The organism is Bradyrhizobium sp. 1(2017), from assembly GCF_011602485.2.
Taxonomy (GTDB): Bacteria; Pseudomonadota; Alphaproteobacteria; order Rhizobiales; family Xanthobacteraceae; genus Bradyrhizobium.
In genome coordinates this window covers 6302851-6317739 of the sequence record NZ_CP050022.2, presented here as the reverse complement: position 1 = coordinate 6317739, position 14889 = coordinate 6302851, and the positions used below count along the sequence as shown (strand labels likewise).

Annotated in this window: 18 protein-coding genes and 1 other RNA gene; 7 read left to right on the top strand and 12 right to left on the bottom strand. The window is 63.8% G+C overall.

Translation table 11 applies throughout. The features are described from left to right. Nucleotides 1–112: 112 nt before the first annotated feature. On the bottom strand, nt 113–499 hold the full coding sequence (locus HAP40_RS30040; RefSeq protein WP_246741245.1) for a potassium channel family protein: 387 nt from the start codon (nt 497–499) through the stop codon (nt 113–115). Between the two features lie 466 nt (nt 500–965). Here HAP40_RS30040 and HAP40_RS30035 point away from each other — a divergent pair, with 466 nt between their 5' ends. Further along, entirely contained in the window at nt 966–1292 is a 327-nt protein-coding gene (locus HAP40_RS30035; RefSeq protein WP_246741246.1) for a hypothetical protein, read from the top strand. 226 nt (nt 1293–1518) lie between these two features. On the opposite strand, the gene HAP40_RS30030 is transcribed toward HAP40_RS30035, so the two are convergent. The 4 genes from HAP40_RS30030 to HAP40_RS30015 form a co-directional block, all read right to left on the bottom strand. After that, nucleotides 1519–1725, bottom strand: coding sequence for a hypothetical protein (locus tag HAP40_RS30030; protein WP_166814388.1), 207 nt, complete (start codon nt 1723–1725; stop codon nt 1519–1521). A 42-nt stretch (nt 1726–1767) separates the two neighbouring features. Continuing rightward, on the bottom strand, nt 1768–2220 hold the full coding sequence (locus tag HAP40_RS30025) for a hypothetical protein (protein WP_334270725.1): 453 nt from the start codon (nt 2218–2220) through the stop codon (nt 1768–1770). 294 nt (nt 2221–2514) lie between these two features. Further along, nucleotides 2515–2778 carry a hypothetical protein gene (locus tag HAP40_RS30020; protein ID WP_166819285.1) on the bottom strand — a complete coding sequence of 88 codons (264 nt, stop codon included), beginning with the start codon at nt 2776–2778 and terminating at the stop codon, nt 2515–2517. A 216-nt stretch (nt 2779–2994) separates the two neighbouring features. Continuing rightward, complete coding sequence (locus HAP40_RS30015; RefSeq protein ID WP_166814390.1) at nt 2995–3357, bottom strand: hypothetical protein; 363 nt, start codon at nt 3355–3357, stop codon at nt 2995–2997. A gap of 45 nt (nt 3358–3402) precedes the next feature. On the opposite strand from HAP40_RS30015, the gene HAP40_RS30010 reads away from it, so the two are divergent. Further along, nucleotides 3403–4443, top strand: a complete 1041-nt coding sequence (locus HAP40_RS30010; RefSeq protein ID WP_246741247.1) for a transporter — start codon at nt 3403–3405, stop codon at nt 4441–4443. Nucleotides 4444–4646: 203 nt separating this feature from the next. On the opposite strand, the gene feoB is transcribed toward HAP40_RS30010, so the two are convergent. The 7 genes from feoB to ssrA all read right to left on the bottom strand — a co-directional run bounded on the left by feoB (nt 4647) and on the right by ssrA (nt 10178). After that, nucleotides 4647–6518, bottom strand: coding sequence for a ferrous iron transporter B (gene feoB / locus HAP40_RS30005; RefSeq protein WP_166814391.1), 1872 nt, complete (start codon nt 6516–6518; stop codon nt 4647–4649). Between the two features lie 24 nt (nt 6519–6542). Then, nucleotides 6543–6818 (bottom strand): FeoA family protein, encoded by a 276-nt coding sequence (locus HAP40_RS30000; protein ID WP_166814392.1) that lies wholly within the window; start codon nt 6816–6818, stop codon nt 6543–6545. A 125-nt stretch (nt 6819–6943) separates the two neighbouring features. Continuing rightward, nucleotides 6944–7195, bottom strand: coding sequence for a ribbon-helix-helix domain-containing protein (locus tag HAP40_RS29995; RefSeq protein ID WP_166814393.1), 252 nt, complete (start codon nt 7193–7195; stop codon nt 6944–6946). Further along, entirely contained in the window at nt 7192–7380 is a 189-nt protein-coding gene (locus HAP40_RS29990; RefSeq protein ID WP_061849346.1) for a DUF4169 family protein, read from the bottom strand. Before HAP40_RS29990 ends, HAP40_RS29995 begins: the two co-directional genes overlap by 4 nt. Before the next feature lie 275 nt (nt 7381–7655). Further along, nucleotides 7656–9089 (bottom strand): class II fumarate hydratase, encoded by a 1434-nt coding sequence (gene fumC, locus HAP40_RS29985; RefSeq protein WP_166814394.1) that lies wholly within the window; start codon nt 9087–9089, stop codon nt 7656–7658. 89 nt (nt 9090–9178) lie between these two features. Further along, the gene (locus HAP40_RS29980) at nt 9179–9697 is read right to left on the bottom strand and encodes an SspB family protein (protein WP_166814395.1); all 519 of its coding nucleotides are present in this window, start codon (nt 9695–9697) and stop codon (nt 9179–9181) included. Between the two features lie 115 nt (nt 9698–9812). Beyond that, nucleotides 9813–10178: a transfer-messenger RNA gene (gene ssrA / locus HAP40_RS29975) on the bottom strand. An 84-nt stretch (nt 10179–10262) separates the two neighbouring features. Between ssrA and HAP40_RS29970 the strand changes: the two genes are divergently transcribed. The 5 genes from HAP40_RS29970 (at nt 10263) to HAP40_RS29950 (ending at nt 14881) form a co-directional block, all read left to right on the top strand. Continuing rightward, nucleotides 10263–10856, top strand: a complete 594-nt coding sequence (locus HAP40_RS29970) for a chromate transporter (RefSeq protein ID WP_166814396.1) — start codon at nt 10263–10265, stop codon at nt 10854–10856. Beyond that, the gene (locus tag HAP40_RS29965) at nt 10853–11383 is read left to right on the top strand and encodes a chromate transporter (protein ID WP_166814397.1); all 531 of its coding nucleotides are present in this window, start codon (nt 10853–10855) and stop codon (nt 11381–11383) included. Before HAP40_RS29970 ends, HAP40_RS29965 begins: the two co-directional genes overlap by 4 nt. Before the next feature lie 97 nt (nt 11384–11480). Further along, nucleotides 11481–12242 carry a tripartite tricarboxylate transporter TctB family protein gene (locus HAP40_RS29960; protein WP_166814398.1) on the top strand — a complete coding sequence of 254 codons (762 nt, stop codon included), beginning with the start codon at nt 11481–11483 and terminating at the stop codon, nt 12240–12242. 7 nt (nt 12243–12249) lie between these two features. Next, nucleotides 12250–13764, top strand: coding sequence for a tripartite tricarboxylate transporter permease (locus HAP40_RS29955; protein WP_166814399.1), 1515 nt, complete (start codon nt 12250–12252; stop codon nt 13762–13764). Between the two features lie 136 nt (nt 13765–13900). After that, a complete protein-coding gene (locus HAP40_RS29950) occupies nt 13901–14881 on the top strand; it encodes a tripartite tricarboxylate transporter substrate binding protein BugD (protein WP_166814400.1) in 981 nt (326 codons plus the stop codon). The last annotated feature ends 8 nt before the right edge of the window (nt 14882–14889 follow it).

The following is a 14889-nucleotide window of genomic DNA, read 5'->3' as shown; positions in this document are numbered from 1 at the left end:
TCGCGCCGCCTCGTTCTGGCCGTAATCAAGCTTGTTCGAAGCGGGAACCGGTGACTATCGTACTAACGTGCATTGTACCAAGTAACAGGCAAGTGCTGCGTTCGGCAGCACATCATCGGTCAATGGGTCGCTTCTGCTCGCCGAGTTCGAGCGTGACGAGTCTTGCCAGGAGCGTTGCCGGATAGAGTTGCCCGATCACCGCTTCGATGTTGCAGAGACTTCTCGCCCAGGGATGGACCGGTACGATATCGCCATATCCGGTCGTCATCAGCGTGGCGAAGCTGAGATAGAAGACCTTGCTCGCGAGCGAGCGGTCATCCTCGAATTCGATTCCCTTGAATGCACCGTCGATCGATAATCCCAGAAACGTGAATATGCAGGCAAATCCAACAGCAATCAGCAGATAGACCAGTACGGCGCCGACGATCCGGTGGTGGCTGACATAGCCTGGGCCAAACACCGCTCTCGTGACCACGAAACCGAGAGTCGCCGCGATCACCAGCCGGGCCCGCGCCAGAAGGTGAAGGTTGTAAGGCCACGCATAGTAATAGCGCGCTCGAAGAAGACGGAGATGTTGATGAGCAGCGCGAGCGACATCATGAGAAGCGCTGTCTTGCTCTACGAGATCATCGCCATGCCCGCGATGACCGCCAGCAGGATGGTGATCGCCCCTCCGTGAAGAGCAAACAACCCGGTGGCCTGCGAGGGCGCAAGCACGAAGACGATAGAATCAGCAGGAATGTCAACAGCGTGTGCAGCCAGCCGTTGAGGCTCAGTCGCAGCCGCTCCTTTGTCGCCATCTTCCCCTCGTGCGTTCGTTGTCGGCCGTCGATCCGCGGGCGGGCGGCGCGATGAAGAGCATATGCCTGTGTGAGAAAGGGTCGCAGCTTGATCTAGCGCAATATCGACGCTCGAACGCTTTTCACGCTCCGCATGCTGGATCTCACCAGCCTATGGAGGCGAATATGGATGCAAAACGACTGACAGTGGCGGCTGCCGCGTTCGCGTGCGCAGCCTCGATGTCATTGAGTTGGTCCGAGCAGGGCCGGCTGTCGCTTTCGATCAGCAGCGCCGAAGCAAGAGATAGGATCTATGTTGGGCCGCTTTATCGCGGCGGCTACATCGCGGACCAGGCGGGCCTGCCCTGGTACGCGGTGCGAGCCTATTACGCCGGTGGCCCCTGGAACTACCGCTATAGTGGTTGGGCGGATTATGCCGCTCGCAATGGCATTGGTTGCACGCCGGGCACGCTCGTCAAGGGCGGCGACGGCATCATGTATGTTTGCCAATAGGAAACTGCAGAAGGAGGCGGCCGCTCGCCGCCTCCGTTCCTGCCGCAGCCTTCGACGCCGAGATTGCTGGAACCGTCGGTGCAGGATGGCAATGCGGCTGGAGACTGTCGGACAGGCCTTCATCCTTCGACGAAAGGAGACTCACAATGATGAGGTGGCTCGCTATCGTGACTTTCGCCTTGCTGGTCGGGACCTCGGCCCAAGGTATGACGCCTGCTCCGATTCCTCAGCCGGAGAGCATGATCACGCCGGTTGCGGCTGCTTGCGGCGTGGGACGAACGCGGATCAACGGCGTATGCGTCGCAAGGACGACGGTCCGCCAGACGCGCCGGGCGGTGCGTCGATGTGTTCGCTGGCAGGGAGGCGTTTGCGCCTTGTACCAATAGATGCCATCGGCATCGGCGTCCGGGTCGTCGCCGGGCGCCGGGCGCATTGAGGTTCATGGTCAGGCGCAGCGCATCTGACGTCGCGCGGTCTACCAGTACCTATACCCGAACCAGGCGAATTGTCCCTGCCGCGCGGCCAGAACCATTTGCGGCGGCGCATGTCGCTTCGATCGCTTTGCGATGCGTTGGGACTTGGGCCTCCGCTGCCGATCGACGGCCTCGCGCGGAGGCGGACCCGTGCGTACCATGGCGAGTGCATTGGCAACTGCGAGCGTCTCCGCCCGGACGATCGGTGGCTCCGGAGGGACGGGGAGAGCCGTGGCCTGCGCGATTGCGATTTCGGGCGCTGCTGCGACGATGACCGGCATGCTGGTGTCGAGGGCCACGCGCTCGGGCCATTTGCGATCCGAGTGAATGTGTATCGCCGGCCGGTCCTCAACCGCCTTCTCCGCGATCGGCACTTTCGGCAGACAAAAGTCCGCAACGAAGAGGAGCGCGAGCAGCGCCGCTCCGACCTTCCAGAAATACGCCAAAAGCGGCATCCCAGTCGCTCCGTGCCCCCCAAATGGGCCCAGTTTGCGACGACGTTGCGCCATTCTCGGATTCGTTGCGCGAGCGAAGCTTGATTCAGATCAAGCACGCAAAGATATTCGGATCGGGCAGCTTCGATGGTGCCGTTGGGCCAGTGTCTTGCCCGACGGAGTATCAGGCAGGGGAGGCGAGTCACACAAGTGCGGAGCTCGAAGCTGCGTGCAGCCCAACCAAGACTGCTGCGCGGCTTCCGCGCATGAATACACCGCAGCAACCAGCTCCGGTCGTGGCCCCCAGGTCAGACCTTAGCGTCGCGCGCCGACCCGATTGACGCCGCCATTTGCGTTGCCGCCGACATTGTGACGGACCGCAGCACGCGCGACGGGCCGGGGCCTCAGCACGACGCCCGACCGCGCGACGCAACCAACCGGATAGTCAACGTACTGGCAATACACGACCGCGGCGGCCGGTGCCGGATTGAGCGTCACGCCTGCGAGACCCAGGAGGGCGCTGGCAGCCAGGCCTGAAACTGTCATGGACTTGATCGAAAAACGCTTTCTCGGATTCATGATGGTCCTCCCGGTTGCTTTTTCCGAAATGCAGGTGACGAGAGCCGTTTCCTCTGCGCCGGCCTCAACCTGTTCTTCCAGGGATCGATCACGTTGATGTAGATCAACCTTGCGGGGGCCGTTACGCCGCGGTCCGAAAAGGTTGTGTCGAACCTTGGCCGACTTGATCGCGGCGGCGACGCGCGAGATGAGCATCGCAAGACGGCACAGCCAGATTTAGCTACACCCGGTAATGCGCGCGACCGCCTTCCTGTATTTGAGATGCAGCAAACCACTGCCGCCCTCCGAAGCCGAATTGCGAGCGGTGGCGCGATCCGAGTTCACGCACGTCTCAAGATCGAACCTGATGTGCGAGCACCACCCAAGCGCCTTGTTCTCTGCCTCTTCCTTGGAGGGACCAAACCCCACGAAGGTCTGAACATGCCCGGCCTCGCCGTCGGCGGTCGATACGAGAGTGATCTCGGAAATGTAGTAGGACGAACATTGCACGGCCTGGGATTGGGCCCCGGCTCCAGCAATCATCCCAGGAAGAATCGTCCCAAGGGCGAGGATGGTTGTCACGAGTGCGGCTCGCTTCATTTTCACCTCCGACACAGCGAATCCGGCGGGGCAACGACAACTCCCTTGTTGCCCGACCAGGCGAACCAACTCACGTCGTCGGCCGTGCTGGGGATTGAGATAGATCAAGCCATGCGTAGACTGCCGGAAACAGGCTTCATCGGGTTGCCGAGGCGGCAGGAGATGAATGACAGGATCCGCAATCGTATTCGCACGGGTCTTGCCCTCGCGGCGACCATCATCGCGGCGGAGGCAAACGGTCAGGATGCGGAGCCAAGGCTTTACAGCAACACGCCGGTCGGGCTCAATTTCCTGATCTCGGGTTACCTCTATTCGCAGGGCAGGCTGGCGTTCGATCCATCACTCGCGGTCGCCGATACGAAGTTCGAAGCCCATACCGGCGCAATGGCCTATGTGCGGTCGTTCGATCTGTTCGGCCAATCCGCCAAATTCGATGTGATCGTTCCGTACTCAACGTTTTCCGCGCACGGCCTCGTTGCGGACGTGCCGCGCGAACGGGAAATGAATGGCTTTGGCGACCCGCGCTTCCGCGTCACCATGAACCTCTTTGGAGCCCCGGCATTGCCGCTGAAGGAGTTCGCGAACTACAAGCAGGACATTCTGGTCGGCATTAGCCTCCAGGTGTCCGCCCCCCTGGGGCAATATGACGACAACAAGCTGCTCAATCTCGGCGTCAACCGCTGGTCGTTCAGGCCGGAGCTCGGCATCTCCAAAGCATGGGGCCCATGGACCTTCGAGGTCGCTCCGAGTGTCACATTCTTCACCGACAATCGGGATTTCTTCATCGGCAACCGGCTCGCGCAGGCACCCCTCTATCTGGTTCGGGGAGCTGTCATTCGCAACCTCGATTCAGGCGCATGGTTTTCGCTGGACGGCCTTTACCTGAAGGGGGCACGCACCACCTTGAACGGTCTGCCCGGCGACAATGAGCAAGAGAACCTGCGGGCAGGTTTCACGGTCGCCGTGCCCATCAACCGGCAAAATTCAGTCAAGTTCAATGCCAGTACGGGTATCTACAGCCGCACCGGCAGCGGGTTCAATCTGGTCGGATTGGCGTGGCAATACCGATGGGGTGACGGATACTAGAAGTCGTTGGTATCCGTGCCAGGGGATCTCTATCCTCGTCCCTGCAAATTCTTCGACGATGCCATCGTGCCAGTGTTTTGCCCCGACGGTGCAACCGGCGCGGCGTCCGTAGCCCGGATTCTCTAGCACACGCTAAGCCATTGATTTCACAACGCCCGTCTACTGTGCATGGGGTTGTTTTCGCGAACTTGTTGCGTGAGGGTCTATCCCGCGCCCAGGGCGACCGCGACGTTGTAGGTCACGAGGCTCGCCGCATAGGCCAGCACCAGCATGTAGGTGAAGGTCACGGCCATCCAGGCCCAGCTTCCGGTCTCGCGCCGGATCACCGCCAGCGTCGAGGCGCATTGCGGGGCGAAGATGTACCAGGCCAGCATCGACAGCGCGGTGGCAAGCGACCATTTCGTCGCCAGCACCTGTCCGACCTGCTCGGCCGCCTCCTTGCCGCCCTCGATCGCATAGACGGTGCCGAGGGCCGCGACCGCGACCTCGCGCGCCGCCATGCCGGGGATCAGCGCGACCGCGATCTGCCAGTTGAATCCGACCGGTGCGAGCAGCGGCTCCAGCGCCTTGCCGATCATCGCCGCCAGGCTGAAGTCGATCGCCGGCTCGGTCGCGCCTGCGGGCGGCTGCGGGAACGAGGCCAGGAACCAGATCAGCACCATCATCGAGAAGATCGTGGTGCCGGCGCGCACCAGGAACATCTTGGCGCGGGTGTAGACGCCGATCGCGATCGATTTCAGCCGCGGCATCTTGTAGTCCGGCAGCTCCAGCATGAACGGCGCCGGCGCAAAGTCGCGCAGCATGAAGAACTTGATCAGGAACGACACCAGCAGCGCGCTGGCGATGCCGATGGCGTAAAGGCCGAACATCACGAGGCCCTGGAGGTTGATGAAGCCCCAGACGTCCCTGGCCGGAATGAAGGCGGAGATGATCAGCGTGTAGACGGGAATGCGCGCCGAGCAGGTCATCAGCGGCGCGATCAGGATCGTGGTCAGCCGGTCGCGCTTGTTGTCGATCACGCGCGTCGCCATGATGCCGGGAATGGCGCAGGCGAAGCTCGACAGCAGCGGAATGAAGGCGCGGCCGTGCAGGCCGGCACCGCCCATGATGCGGTCCATCAGGAACGCGGCGCGCGCCATGTAGCCGAAATCTTCCAGCAGCAGGATGAACAGGAAGATGATGATGATCTGCGGCAGGAACACGATGACGCTGCCGACGCCCGAGATCACGCCGTTCTGAAGGAAACTTTGCAGCAGGCCCGCGGGCAGGGTGGCGTGGACGAACTCGCCAAGCGCATCGAAACCGGAGTTGAGCAGGTCCATCAGCGGCTGCGCCCAGGCGAACACCGCCTGGAACATCACGAACAGGATCAGCGCCAGCACGATGAGGCCGCCGACGGGATGCAGAACGATCGCGTCGATCCGAGCTGTCCAGGTGTCGGGGCGAGCAGGCAGGCCGACGCAGTCCGCAATGATGCGGTCGGCTTCGCGCTGGGTTGCACGCAGCTCGCTGACGCTGAGTACGCGCCAGCTGTTCTCTCCCGGCTCGGCGGCGAGCTTGGCCGAGATCTCGTCGGTCAGCGCCAACAGGTCGGCGGTGCCGCCCTTGCGCACCGCGATCGAGGTGACCACGGGCACGCCGAGCTCCCTGGCGAGCCGCTCGACGTCGACCGTGATGCCGCGGCGCGTGGCGATGTCGAACATGTTGAGCACCAGGATCATCGGCCGCCCGGTGCGCTTGAGTTCGAGCAGCAGGCGGATGGTCAGGCGCAGATTGGTGGAATCGGCCACGCACAGCACGAGATCCGGCACCGTCTCGCCGGAGGCCTTGCCGAGCACGAAGTCGCGGGTGATCTCCTCGTCCGGGCTGCGGCCGCGCAGCGAATAGGTGCCGGGCAGGTCGACCACGGAGACCTGGCGGCCGAGCGGGGTGACGAAGAAGCCTTCCTTGCGCTCGACGGTGACGCCCGGATAGTTCGCAACCTTCTGCCGGCTGCCGGTCAGGGCATTGAACAGCGAGGTCTTGCCGCTGTTTGGCGTGCCCACCAGGGCGAGATGCAGCAGGGGTGATTCCATGGGTGAGTGGGTCCGGTCGCTGGCTCAGGCGACGATGATGGCCATGGCCTCGCGACGACGGACCGCAATGGTGATGCTGTCGACCCGCACGGCGATCGGGTCGCGTCCGACCAGCCCCTCATGCAGGACCTCGACCCGGGCGCCCTCGACGAAGCCGAGCTCGATCAGCCGGCTCTCGAGCTCGATATCCGAGAGCGCCGAGCCCGCCTCGCGGGCGGACAGATGCTGGATGACGCCGGTATAGCCGCGCTGGGCCAGACCCAGCGGCATGTGCGGGCGCTTGTCATTGGTGTCGGTCATGCCCTGTATTTTCAATGCAGGGCATGAAGGTCAAGCGCGCCGGTTGGCCGAAGCTGCACCTTAGAATGATTTTAGAGTGATTTTAAAGTGCAGATCGCGGGGCGTCCGGGAAAACGCCCCGGCGGCTACTGGGCCGGGACCTTTTCCGGCTGGACGGCCATGGCGCGGGTCTTGAAGTAGTCCAGCACGAACAGGCGGATCGCCGACGACAGATTGCCCTGCTGCCGGTTGTTGTCGATCTCGCCGACGAGCTCGGACAGCGTCATGTTGCGCAGGCCCGAGATCTCCTTCATGCCGTTCCAGAACGCTTCTTCCAGGCTGACGCTCGTCTTGTGACCGGCGACGACGATCGACCGCTTCACGACGGGCGACTTCATGGCTGCTCCTCGTGATCGATCCGGTGCTGGTCCAGATGCTCCTTGGCCTGGTCCGCCCGTTTCTCCTCCGCCGACCGCTCCGCCTTCGTGCGACCGAACTTCGCCCGGTTGGCGTCCGCCTGCTTCGCCGAGGCTTCCCGCTCGGCGCGCTTCCTGAAACGATTCAGGTTGATGACGTTCCCCATGCCGCGTCTCCATCACCCGCTCCTCTTTGTGCCGGATGAAACGTTCACAAACAGGGCGCCGCAATGCGCCCCAGAAGACTTGATCGCCATATGCTTGTCCTCGTCAATCGGCCCTTGGGCCATCAAACGATGAATTCGCCCCGTCGAGGGCAGAGGGCTGCGTAGCACGCTGCCCCGCCGGAACATTGACGGTAATCAAATCCCGCCCCTAAAGCCCTATAATTCTGCGGGTCGAGCGTCCGTATCACTACGGATGGCTATCGGAATTCGGAATTTTATCCCGGGCTGGTCATCTTCTCGGCGCGTACCAGGCGGTCGAACTCGTCGGCCGAGACGAAGCCGAGCCGCAGCGCCTCCTCCTTCAGCGTGGTGCCGTTGGCGTGCGCGGTCTTGGCCACCTTGGCCGCGTTGTCGTAGCCGATCGTCGGGGCCAGCGCCGTCACCAGCATCAGCGAGCGCTGCATCAGCTCCTTGATGCGCTTCTCGTCGGCGCGGATGCCGCTGACGCAATGCTCGGTGAAGGAGCGTGCGGCGTCGGCCATCAGGCGGATCGAGTGCAGCATGTTGTAGGCGAGCACGGGCTTGTAGACGTTGAGCTCGAAATGGCCCTGGCTGCCGGCGACCGTGATTGCAGTGTGATTGCCGAACACCTGGCAGCACACCATGGTCATCGCTTCGCACTGGGTCGGATTGACCTTGCCCGGCATGATCGAGGAGCCCGGCTCGTTCTCCGGCAGGATCAGCTCGCCGAGGCCCGAGCGCGGACCGGAGCCGAGCAGGCGGATGTCGTTGGCGATCTTGAACAGGCCCGTCGCGACCGAATTGATGGCCCCGTGCGCCAGCACATAGGCATCGTTCGAGGCCAGCGCCTCGAATTTGTTGGCGGCGCTGGTGAAGGGGAGCTTCGTAATCCCGACGACGTGCTTTGCGAACAGTTTCGCAAAGCGCGGCTTCGAGTTGAGGCCGGTGCCGACGGCGGTGCCGCCCTGCGCCAGCGGATAGAGATCCTTCACCGCGACCTTGAGCCGGGCGATGCCGCTCTCGACCTGCGCGGCATAGCCGGAAAACTCCTGGCCGAGTGTCAGGGGCGTCGCATCCTGGGTGTGGGTGCGGCCGATCTTGACGATTCGGGCGAACTCTTTCTCCTTCTTGCGCAGCGCACGGAGCAGCTCGCAGAGGGCCGGGACGAGATCGCCATTGATGCGGCTTGCCGCCGCGATGTGCATCGCGGTCGGAAATGAATCGTTCGACGACTGGCTCATATTGACGTGGTCGTTGGGATGCACCGGCTTCTTGGCACCCAGCTCGCCGCCCAGCAGCTCGTTGGCGCGGTTGGCGATCACCTCGTTGAGGTTCATGTTGGTCTGCGTACCCGAGCCGGTCTGCCACACCACCAGCGGGAAATGATCGTCGAGCTTGCCCTCGATCACCTCGCGCGCGGCGCGGATGATGGCGTTGGCGCGACGCTTGTCGAGCAGGCCGAGCTCGAGGTTGGACTGCGCGGCGGCAAGCTTGACGATGCCGAGCGCATGCACGAGCGAGATCGGCATGCGATCGGTGCCGATACGGAAATTCTGGCGCGAGCGCTCGGTCTGCGCCCCCCAATAGCGATCGGCGGCGACCTCGATCGGACCAAAACTATCGGTCTCGGTGCGGGTCGAGGAGCGGGCAGTCGTAGAGCGGGCAGCTTTGGCCATGAGCACATCCATTTCGTCGCGCGAGACGCCGCGCGGCTTCTTGAGATGCACTTCTATATAGGGAGTTGGGTCGCGTGCGACGGGTGCGGGCCCAACCTAGATCATTTCTTACGGAAACGATCGAGCCGCACGACCTCGGCACCGCCCTGGTTGGGGGCCGCCGGCTGCTCCGTGCTTTCCGCAGGTTCAGTCGCCGGCGCGGGCACTGCGACGGCCGACGGCGCGGGGGCCGCCGGCAAGGTCTCTGGCGCGACCTCGGCGACATCGGAAGTGTCGAACTGGAGGCCGAACTTCACGGACGGATCGAGGAAGCTCTTGATGGCGCTGAAGGGCACGATCAGCCGCTCCGGAATGCCGCCGAAGGACAGGCCGACCTCGAAACGGTCCTCGAGCACGGTCAGGTCCCAGAACTGGTGCTGGAGGATGATCGTCATCTCTTCCGGATATTGCGCGAGCAGGCGCGACGACAGTTTCACGCCCTCGGCCTTCGATACGAAGGTGATGAAGAAATGATGCTCGCCCGGCAGGCCGTGGGCCGCGGCATCGGTCAGCACCTTGCGCAGCACGCCGCGCAGCGCGTCGCGGGCCAGCACATCGTATCGGATATGATCGGTCGCCATGGTGGTCCTGTTGCATTCCAGGAGTTGGGCCCTGCCGGCCCGACTCGCCAAGCCGCAATAGTACCGCGCCTGACGGGTCAGCAGGAGTCCCCCGCCGGGGAAGATTAAAAAGCAAAGTGGAGGCTTCTGTTGCCAGGTGCCTCCGAACCCCGCCTAGCGGAGCTTAACCCGCTAGGACTTTAAAGTGGTCTTTCAAACTGCGTTACGCAGCCTGAGCAACCGGAGCAAAGTTGTCGTTGGCAACTATTGCAGTAGCCCGATAACGGCGGAACAATACCGGGAAAAAGCACGCCCTTTACGCCCTCGTCGATCCTATTTCGCCCCCGCCAAAGCCCGCTTCCTGGGCACGCCCGAGTGGGCTTTGGTGGAGGCGCCGGGTACCGCCCCCGGGTCCGAATGGTTTATTGCGACGACCGTTTATTTCCATAGCCGGCGAACCGGCACTCGCAATATAGGGGGCAAAGGTTTCGAAAAACAGAGGTTTCGAGCAAGACCGGTGTGGTTCCTTTGGATACGGTTCCGGACCGTCTTGGCCGCGACGCGACCCTCGTTCTAAGCTCCTGACATGTCCCCGGATTCAGCACCGGCCGTCCAGGAGCCGGACCTCGCCGCCGCACCGCCCGGCCTGCTCGCGCTGTTCCTGGCATTCGCCCGGATGTCGCTGGCCGGCTTCGGCGGCGTCCTGGTGTTTGCCCGGCGTGCGATCGTCGAGCAGCACCGCTGGATGACGCCGGACGAATTCAATGAGACCTTCGCGCTCTGCCATTTCCTGCCGGGGCCCAACATCGTCAATCTGTCCATGGTGTTCGGCGCGCGGCTGCGCGGGATTGCGGGCGGAATTGCCGCCTTCGCCGGGCTGCTGTTGCCGCCGACGCTGATCATGACGGTGCTCGCGATCATCTATGCCCAGTTCGGCGAATTGGAGCTGCTGCGCCGCAGCCTCGCCGGCATCTCCTGCGCGGCGGTGGGTCTGTTGATCGCGGTGGTCTTCCGCATGATGACCCCGCTGCTCAAGTCGATCGACGGCGTCGCGCTCACCCTGATGCTCGGTGTGTTCGTCGCGATCGGCGCGCTCCGCCTGCCGCTCCAGGCGGTGCTGCTGGTCGCAATCCCCGTGAGCGTCGGCGCCACGTATTTCCGGCGGCGGAAAGTAGCATGAACGCCGAGAACCCGATCTGGCTGCTGATCTCCACCTTCGGCCTGATGTCGCTGTTCGCGGTCGGCGGTGCCGCGGCGGCGGTGCCGGAGATGCATCGCATCGCCGTCGATCTGCATCACTGGATGACCGACAAGCAGTTCACGGATGCCTATGCGATCGCGCAGCTCTCGCCGGGGCCGAACGTGCTCATCGTGACGTTGATCGGCTATGCGGTCGCCGGCATCCCCGGCGCGCTGGCGGCGACGCTGGCGATGTGTCTGCCGACCGCACTGCTTGCCTATTATGTCAGCCGGCTCCTGAACCGGCCCAGCCAATCGCGCTGGCCCGGCCTGATCCAGGCTGCACTTGTTCCGCTGTCGATCGGATTGATGGCGGCGAGCGCCCTGATCCTGGCCCAGTCGACCGATCGCACGATTGCTGCACTGCTTCTGACCGCGATGGTTGCGCTGATCGCGTCCATCTCGCGCATCAATCCACTCTGGCTCCTCCTCGCCGGCGGCCTGTTGGGTTTTGCTGGCATTGTGTGATGAAAATCGCTAGGCAATGATCCGGGGCGGGGGGATCCGGTTCCAGCCGATTTAAAACAACAGTGCTCGTGACTTACGGGTCGCGGAGGAGACATGCATGGCCGACACGATGGGCCACTCAGGGACGGCCACCCGAAACACCCGGTTGGCGCTCGGCTTTTGTCTGCTGGCGATCGCGCCGCAGATTTTCGAATTGTTCTGGTCGACCGGGACGATCTTCGGCTGGGGGACCGGCCGGGGTCCGGCGACGGCCCTCACCAGCCACGTGACGGCGCTGCTGTTCGGCGCGCCTGGCGCTGTCTTCGGATCGTTCGGCGGAGGCAGCAAGAAGCTGCCGTCCGAGGTTCTGCTGGCGCTGATCTACTCCTATCCGCTGTTTGTGGTGGCGATCCTCACGCTGTTCATGAACATCCGCTCGGCGCAGGATTATGTCGGCGGCGTCGTCCTGATGGCGCTGGGCCTGTTCGCGCTGTGGGCATCGAGTGATTTGCAGGGCATGCGGGGCTTCTCGTTCGGGGCAGGGACCGCACCGCGCATGTTCGGAGGACTGCTGGTCGCCCTGTCCGCCGGCATCGCCTTGACCGGTCTTCTGACCCAGGGGCCGGCGATGGCCCATTATTCCTGGCGAGGACCGCTGTTCGTGGTGGCGGCGATCGTCTTCTTCGCGCTGGCGATCCGGCCCCTCGGCCTCGTCGTCACGGCTTTTACGAGCTTCATGATCTCGGCAACGGGCTCGCACGAGACGCGCTGGCTTGAAGCGGCAATCGTCGGCGCCTGCCTGACGCTCGGTTGCGCAATCCTCTTTCCATACGTGCTCGGGCTGCCGATGCCGATGTTTCCGCGATTCCTGATCCAGTGAGGGCGTGATGGATATCTTTGCCAACCTCGCTCACGGCTTCGCCGTCGCCTTCTCTCCGATCAACCTCTTGATGTGTCTGATCGGCGCCCTGGTCGGGACGCTGGTCGGCGTGCTCCCGGGGATCGGCACCATCGCAACCGTCGCGATGCTGCTGCCGATCACCTTCGGACTGCCGCCGGTCGGCGCGTTGATCATGCTCGCCGGCATCTATTACGGCGCGCAATATGGCGGCTCGACCACGTCGATCCTCGTCAACATACCAGGCGAGGCGACATCGGTCGTCACCGCCATCGACGGTCACCAGATGGCGAAGCAGGGCCGTGCCGGCCCGGCGCTGGCGATCGCCGCGATCGGCTCGTTCTTCGCCGGCTGCGTCGCGACTGTGCTCATTGCCCTGCTCGGTGCGCCGCTCACCAAGCTCGCATTGGCGTTCGGCCCGGCCGAATATTTCTCGCTGATGGTGCTCGGCCTGATCTTCGCGGTGGTGCTGGCCAAGGGCTCGGTGCTGAAGGCGATCGCGATGATCGTGCTCGGCCTGTTGCTCTCGATGGTCGGCTCGGACATCGAGACCGGCGCCTCGCGCATGGCCTTCAACATTCCGGAGCTCGCCGACGGCCTCGGCTTTGCAACGGTGGCGATGGGCGTATTCGGCTTTGCCGAGATCATCCGCAATCTCGATGCCGGCGCCGAGCTGAACCGCGATCTCGTTCAGCAGAAGATCACCGGCCTGATGCCGACCAAGAAGGACCTGGTCGATTCGACGCCGGCGATCCTGCGCGGCACCGTGCTCGGCTCGATCCTCGGCATCCTGCCGGGGGGCGGTGCGACGATCGCATCCTTCGGAGCCTATACGCTCGAGAAGAAGCTTGCCAAGAACCCGTCGCGGTTCGGTCGCGGCGCGATCGAGGGCGTGGCGGGGCCTGAGAGTGCCAACAACGCCGCCGCGCAGACCTCCTTCATCCCGCTGCTCACGCTCGGCATCCCGCCGAATGCGGTGATGGCGCTGATGGTGGGCGCGATGACCATCCACGGCATCGTGCCGGGCCCGCAGGTGATGCAGAAGCAGCCGGATCTGGTCTGGGGCATGATCGCCTCGATGTGGATCGGCAATTTGATGCTGATCATCATCAACCTGCCGCTGGTCGGCATCTGGGTGCGGCTGCTGCGCGTGCCGTACCGGCTGATGTTCCCCTCGATCGTGATCTTCTGTGCGATCGGCATCTATTCGGTGAACAACGCGCCGGTCGACGTCATCCTGGCCGGTATCTTCGGTCTGGTCGGTTACTGGCTGATCAAGCACGATTTCGAGCCGGCGCCGTTGCTGCTCGGCATGGTGCTGGGTCCGCTGATGGAGGAGAACCTGCGCCGCGCGCTGCTGATCTCGCGCGGCGACTGGAGCGTGTTCCTGACGCGTCCGTTGTCGGCGGTGCTGCTGGCGGTCGCGGCGGCGCTACTCGTCCTCACGGTGCTACCGGTGCTGCGTGCCAAGCGCGACGAGGTGTTCACCGAGTCCGAGAACTGAGGTCGCCGCGTATCGCGTCGGCCCGTGCCTGCGTCGGCACGCCGCATTCGGAAGTCGAATCGACTTGTGTTACGGCTTCATGAAATGAAAATGCCGGCCTTTGGGCCGGCATTTTTGTGTCTCCAAGGGGATTAACATGACCTTCATTCACGCGCTCACGGGCGCATGTGCCGCGGCGCTCGCCTCGCTGAGCGCCTTCATCGCGCCGGCCGAGGCGCAGACTTACCCGACCCGCAGCATCACCATGATCGTGCCGTTCGCGGCCGGCGGACCGACTGACGTGATCTCGCGCATCGTCACCGGGCACATGGCGCAGACGCTGGGCCAGAGCATCATCATCGAGAACGTGGTCGGCGCCGGCGGCACCACCGCCACCACACGCGCCGCGCGTGCGACCAATGACGGCTATACGCTCATCACCGGGCATATGGGCACGCATGCCGCCTCCGTGCCGCTCTATCCGAAGCTGGCCTATCATCCCGAGAAGGATTTCGAGCCGATCGCGCTTCTCGCGGGCACGCCGATCCTGATCCTGGCGCGCAAGGACTTCCCGCCGAAGGACCTCAAGGAGTTCGTCACCTATGTGAAGGCGAACGCCGAGAAGGTGAACGCCGCGCATGCCGGCGTCGGCTCGGTCTCGCACGTCTCGTGCGAGCTCCTGCATTCCATCCTCGACATCAAGCCGGTCGGCGTGCCCTTCAACGGCACCGGCCCTGCGATGAACGCGCTGGTGGCGGGCCAGGTCGACTACATGTGCGACCAGATCGTCAACGCCGTGCCGCAGATCAATGCCGGCACCATCAAGGCCTATGCGATCGCGACGGCCGAGCGTAATCCGTCGCTGCCGAACGTGCCGACCACGGCGGAAGCCGGCCTGCCGGCATTCCAGGCCCAGGCCTGGAACGCGATCTTCGCGCCGAAGGGAACTTCGCCCGCGATCATTGCGAGCCTGAACGCGGCCGCCATCAAGGCGCTCGACGACGAGACCGTGAAGAAGCGCCTGCTCGAGCTCGGCAGCGTCATCCCGAGCCCGAAGGACCGTACGCCGGAGGCGCTGGGAGCCCTCGTCAAGAACGAGATCGCGAAGTGGACCCCGGTGCTCAAGCCGGCCACTTAAGCAGCGCG

Coding starts and splice junctions, on each gene's coding strand:
- HAP40_RS30035 (WP_246741246.1), top strand. CDS start 966: ATGGATGCAAAACGACTGACAGTGGCGGCTGCCGCGTTCGCGTGCGCA.
- HAP40_RS30030 (WP_166814388.1), bottom strand. CDS start 1,725: ATGCGCCCGGCGCCCGGCGACGACCCGGACGCCGATGCCGATGGCATC.
- HAP40_RS30025 (WP_334270725.1), bottom strand. CDS start 2,220: ATGCCGCTTTTGGCGTATTTCTGGAAGGTCGGAGCGGCGCTGCTCGCG.
- HAP40_RS30020 (WP_166819285.1), bottom strand. CDS start 2,778: ATGAATCCGAGAAAGCGTTTTTCGATCAAGTCCATGACAGTTTCAGGC.
- HAP40_RS30015 (WP_166814390.1), bottom strand. CDS start 3,357: ATGAAGCGAGCCGCACTCGTGACAACCATCCTCGCCCTTGGGACGATT.
- feoB (WP_166814391.1), bottom strand. CDS start 6,518: ATGGAATCACCCCTGCTGCATCTCGCCCTGGTGGGCACGCCAAACAGC.
- HAP40_RS30000 (WP_166814392.1), bottom strand. CDS start 6,818: ATGACCGACACCAATGACAAGCGCCCGCACATGCCGCTGGGTCTGGCC.
- HAP40_RS29995 (WP_166814393.1), bottom strand. CDS start 7,195: ATGAAGTCGCCCGTCGTGAAGCGGTCGATCGTCGTCGCCGGTCACAAG.
- HAP40_RS29990 (WP_061849346.1), bottom strand. CDS start 7,380: ATGGGGAACGTCATCAACCTGAATCGTTTCAGGAAGCGCGCCGAGCGG.
- fumC (WP_166814394.1), bottom strand. CDS start 9,089: ATGGATGTGCTCATGGCCAAAGCTGCCCGCTCTACGACTGCCCGCTCC.
- HAP40_RS29980 (WP_166814395.1), bottom strand. CDS start 9,697: ATGGCGACCGATCATATCCGATACGATGTGCTGGCCCGCGACGCGCTG.
- HAP40_RS29970 (WP_166814396.1), top strand. CDS start 10,263: ATGTCCCCGGATTCAGCACCGGCCGTCCAGGAGCCGGACCTCGCCGCC.
- HAP40_RS29965 (WP_166814397.1), top strand. CDS start 10,853: ATGAACGCCGAGAACCCGATCTGGCTGCTGATCTCCACCTTCGGCCTG.
- HAP40_RS29960 (WP_166814398.1), top strand. CDS start 11,481: ATGGCCGACACGATGGGCCACTCAGGGACGGCCACCCGAAACACCCGG.
- HAP40_RS29955 (WP_166814399.1), top strand. CDS start 12,250: ATGGATATCTTTGCCAACCTCGCTCACGGCTTCGCCGTCGCCTTCTCT.
- HAP40_RS29950 (WP_166814400.1), top strand. CDS start 13,901: ATGACCTTCATTCACGCGCTCACGGGCGCATGTGCCGCGGCGCTCGCC.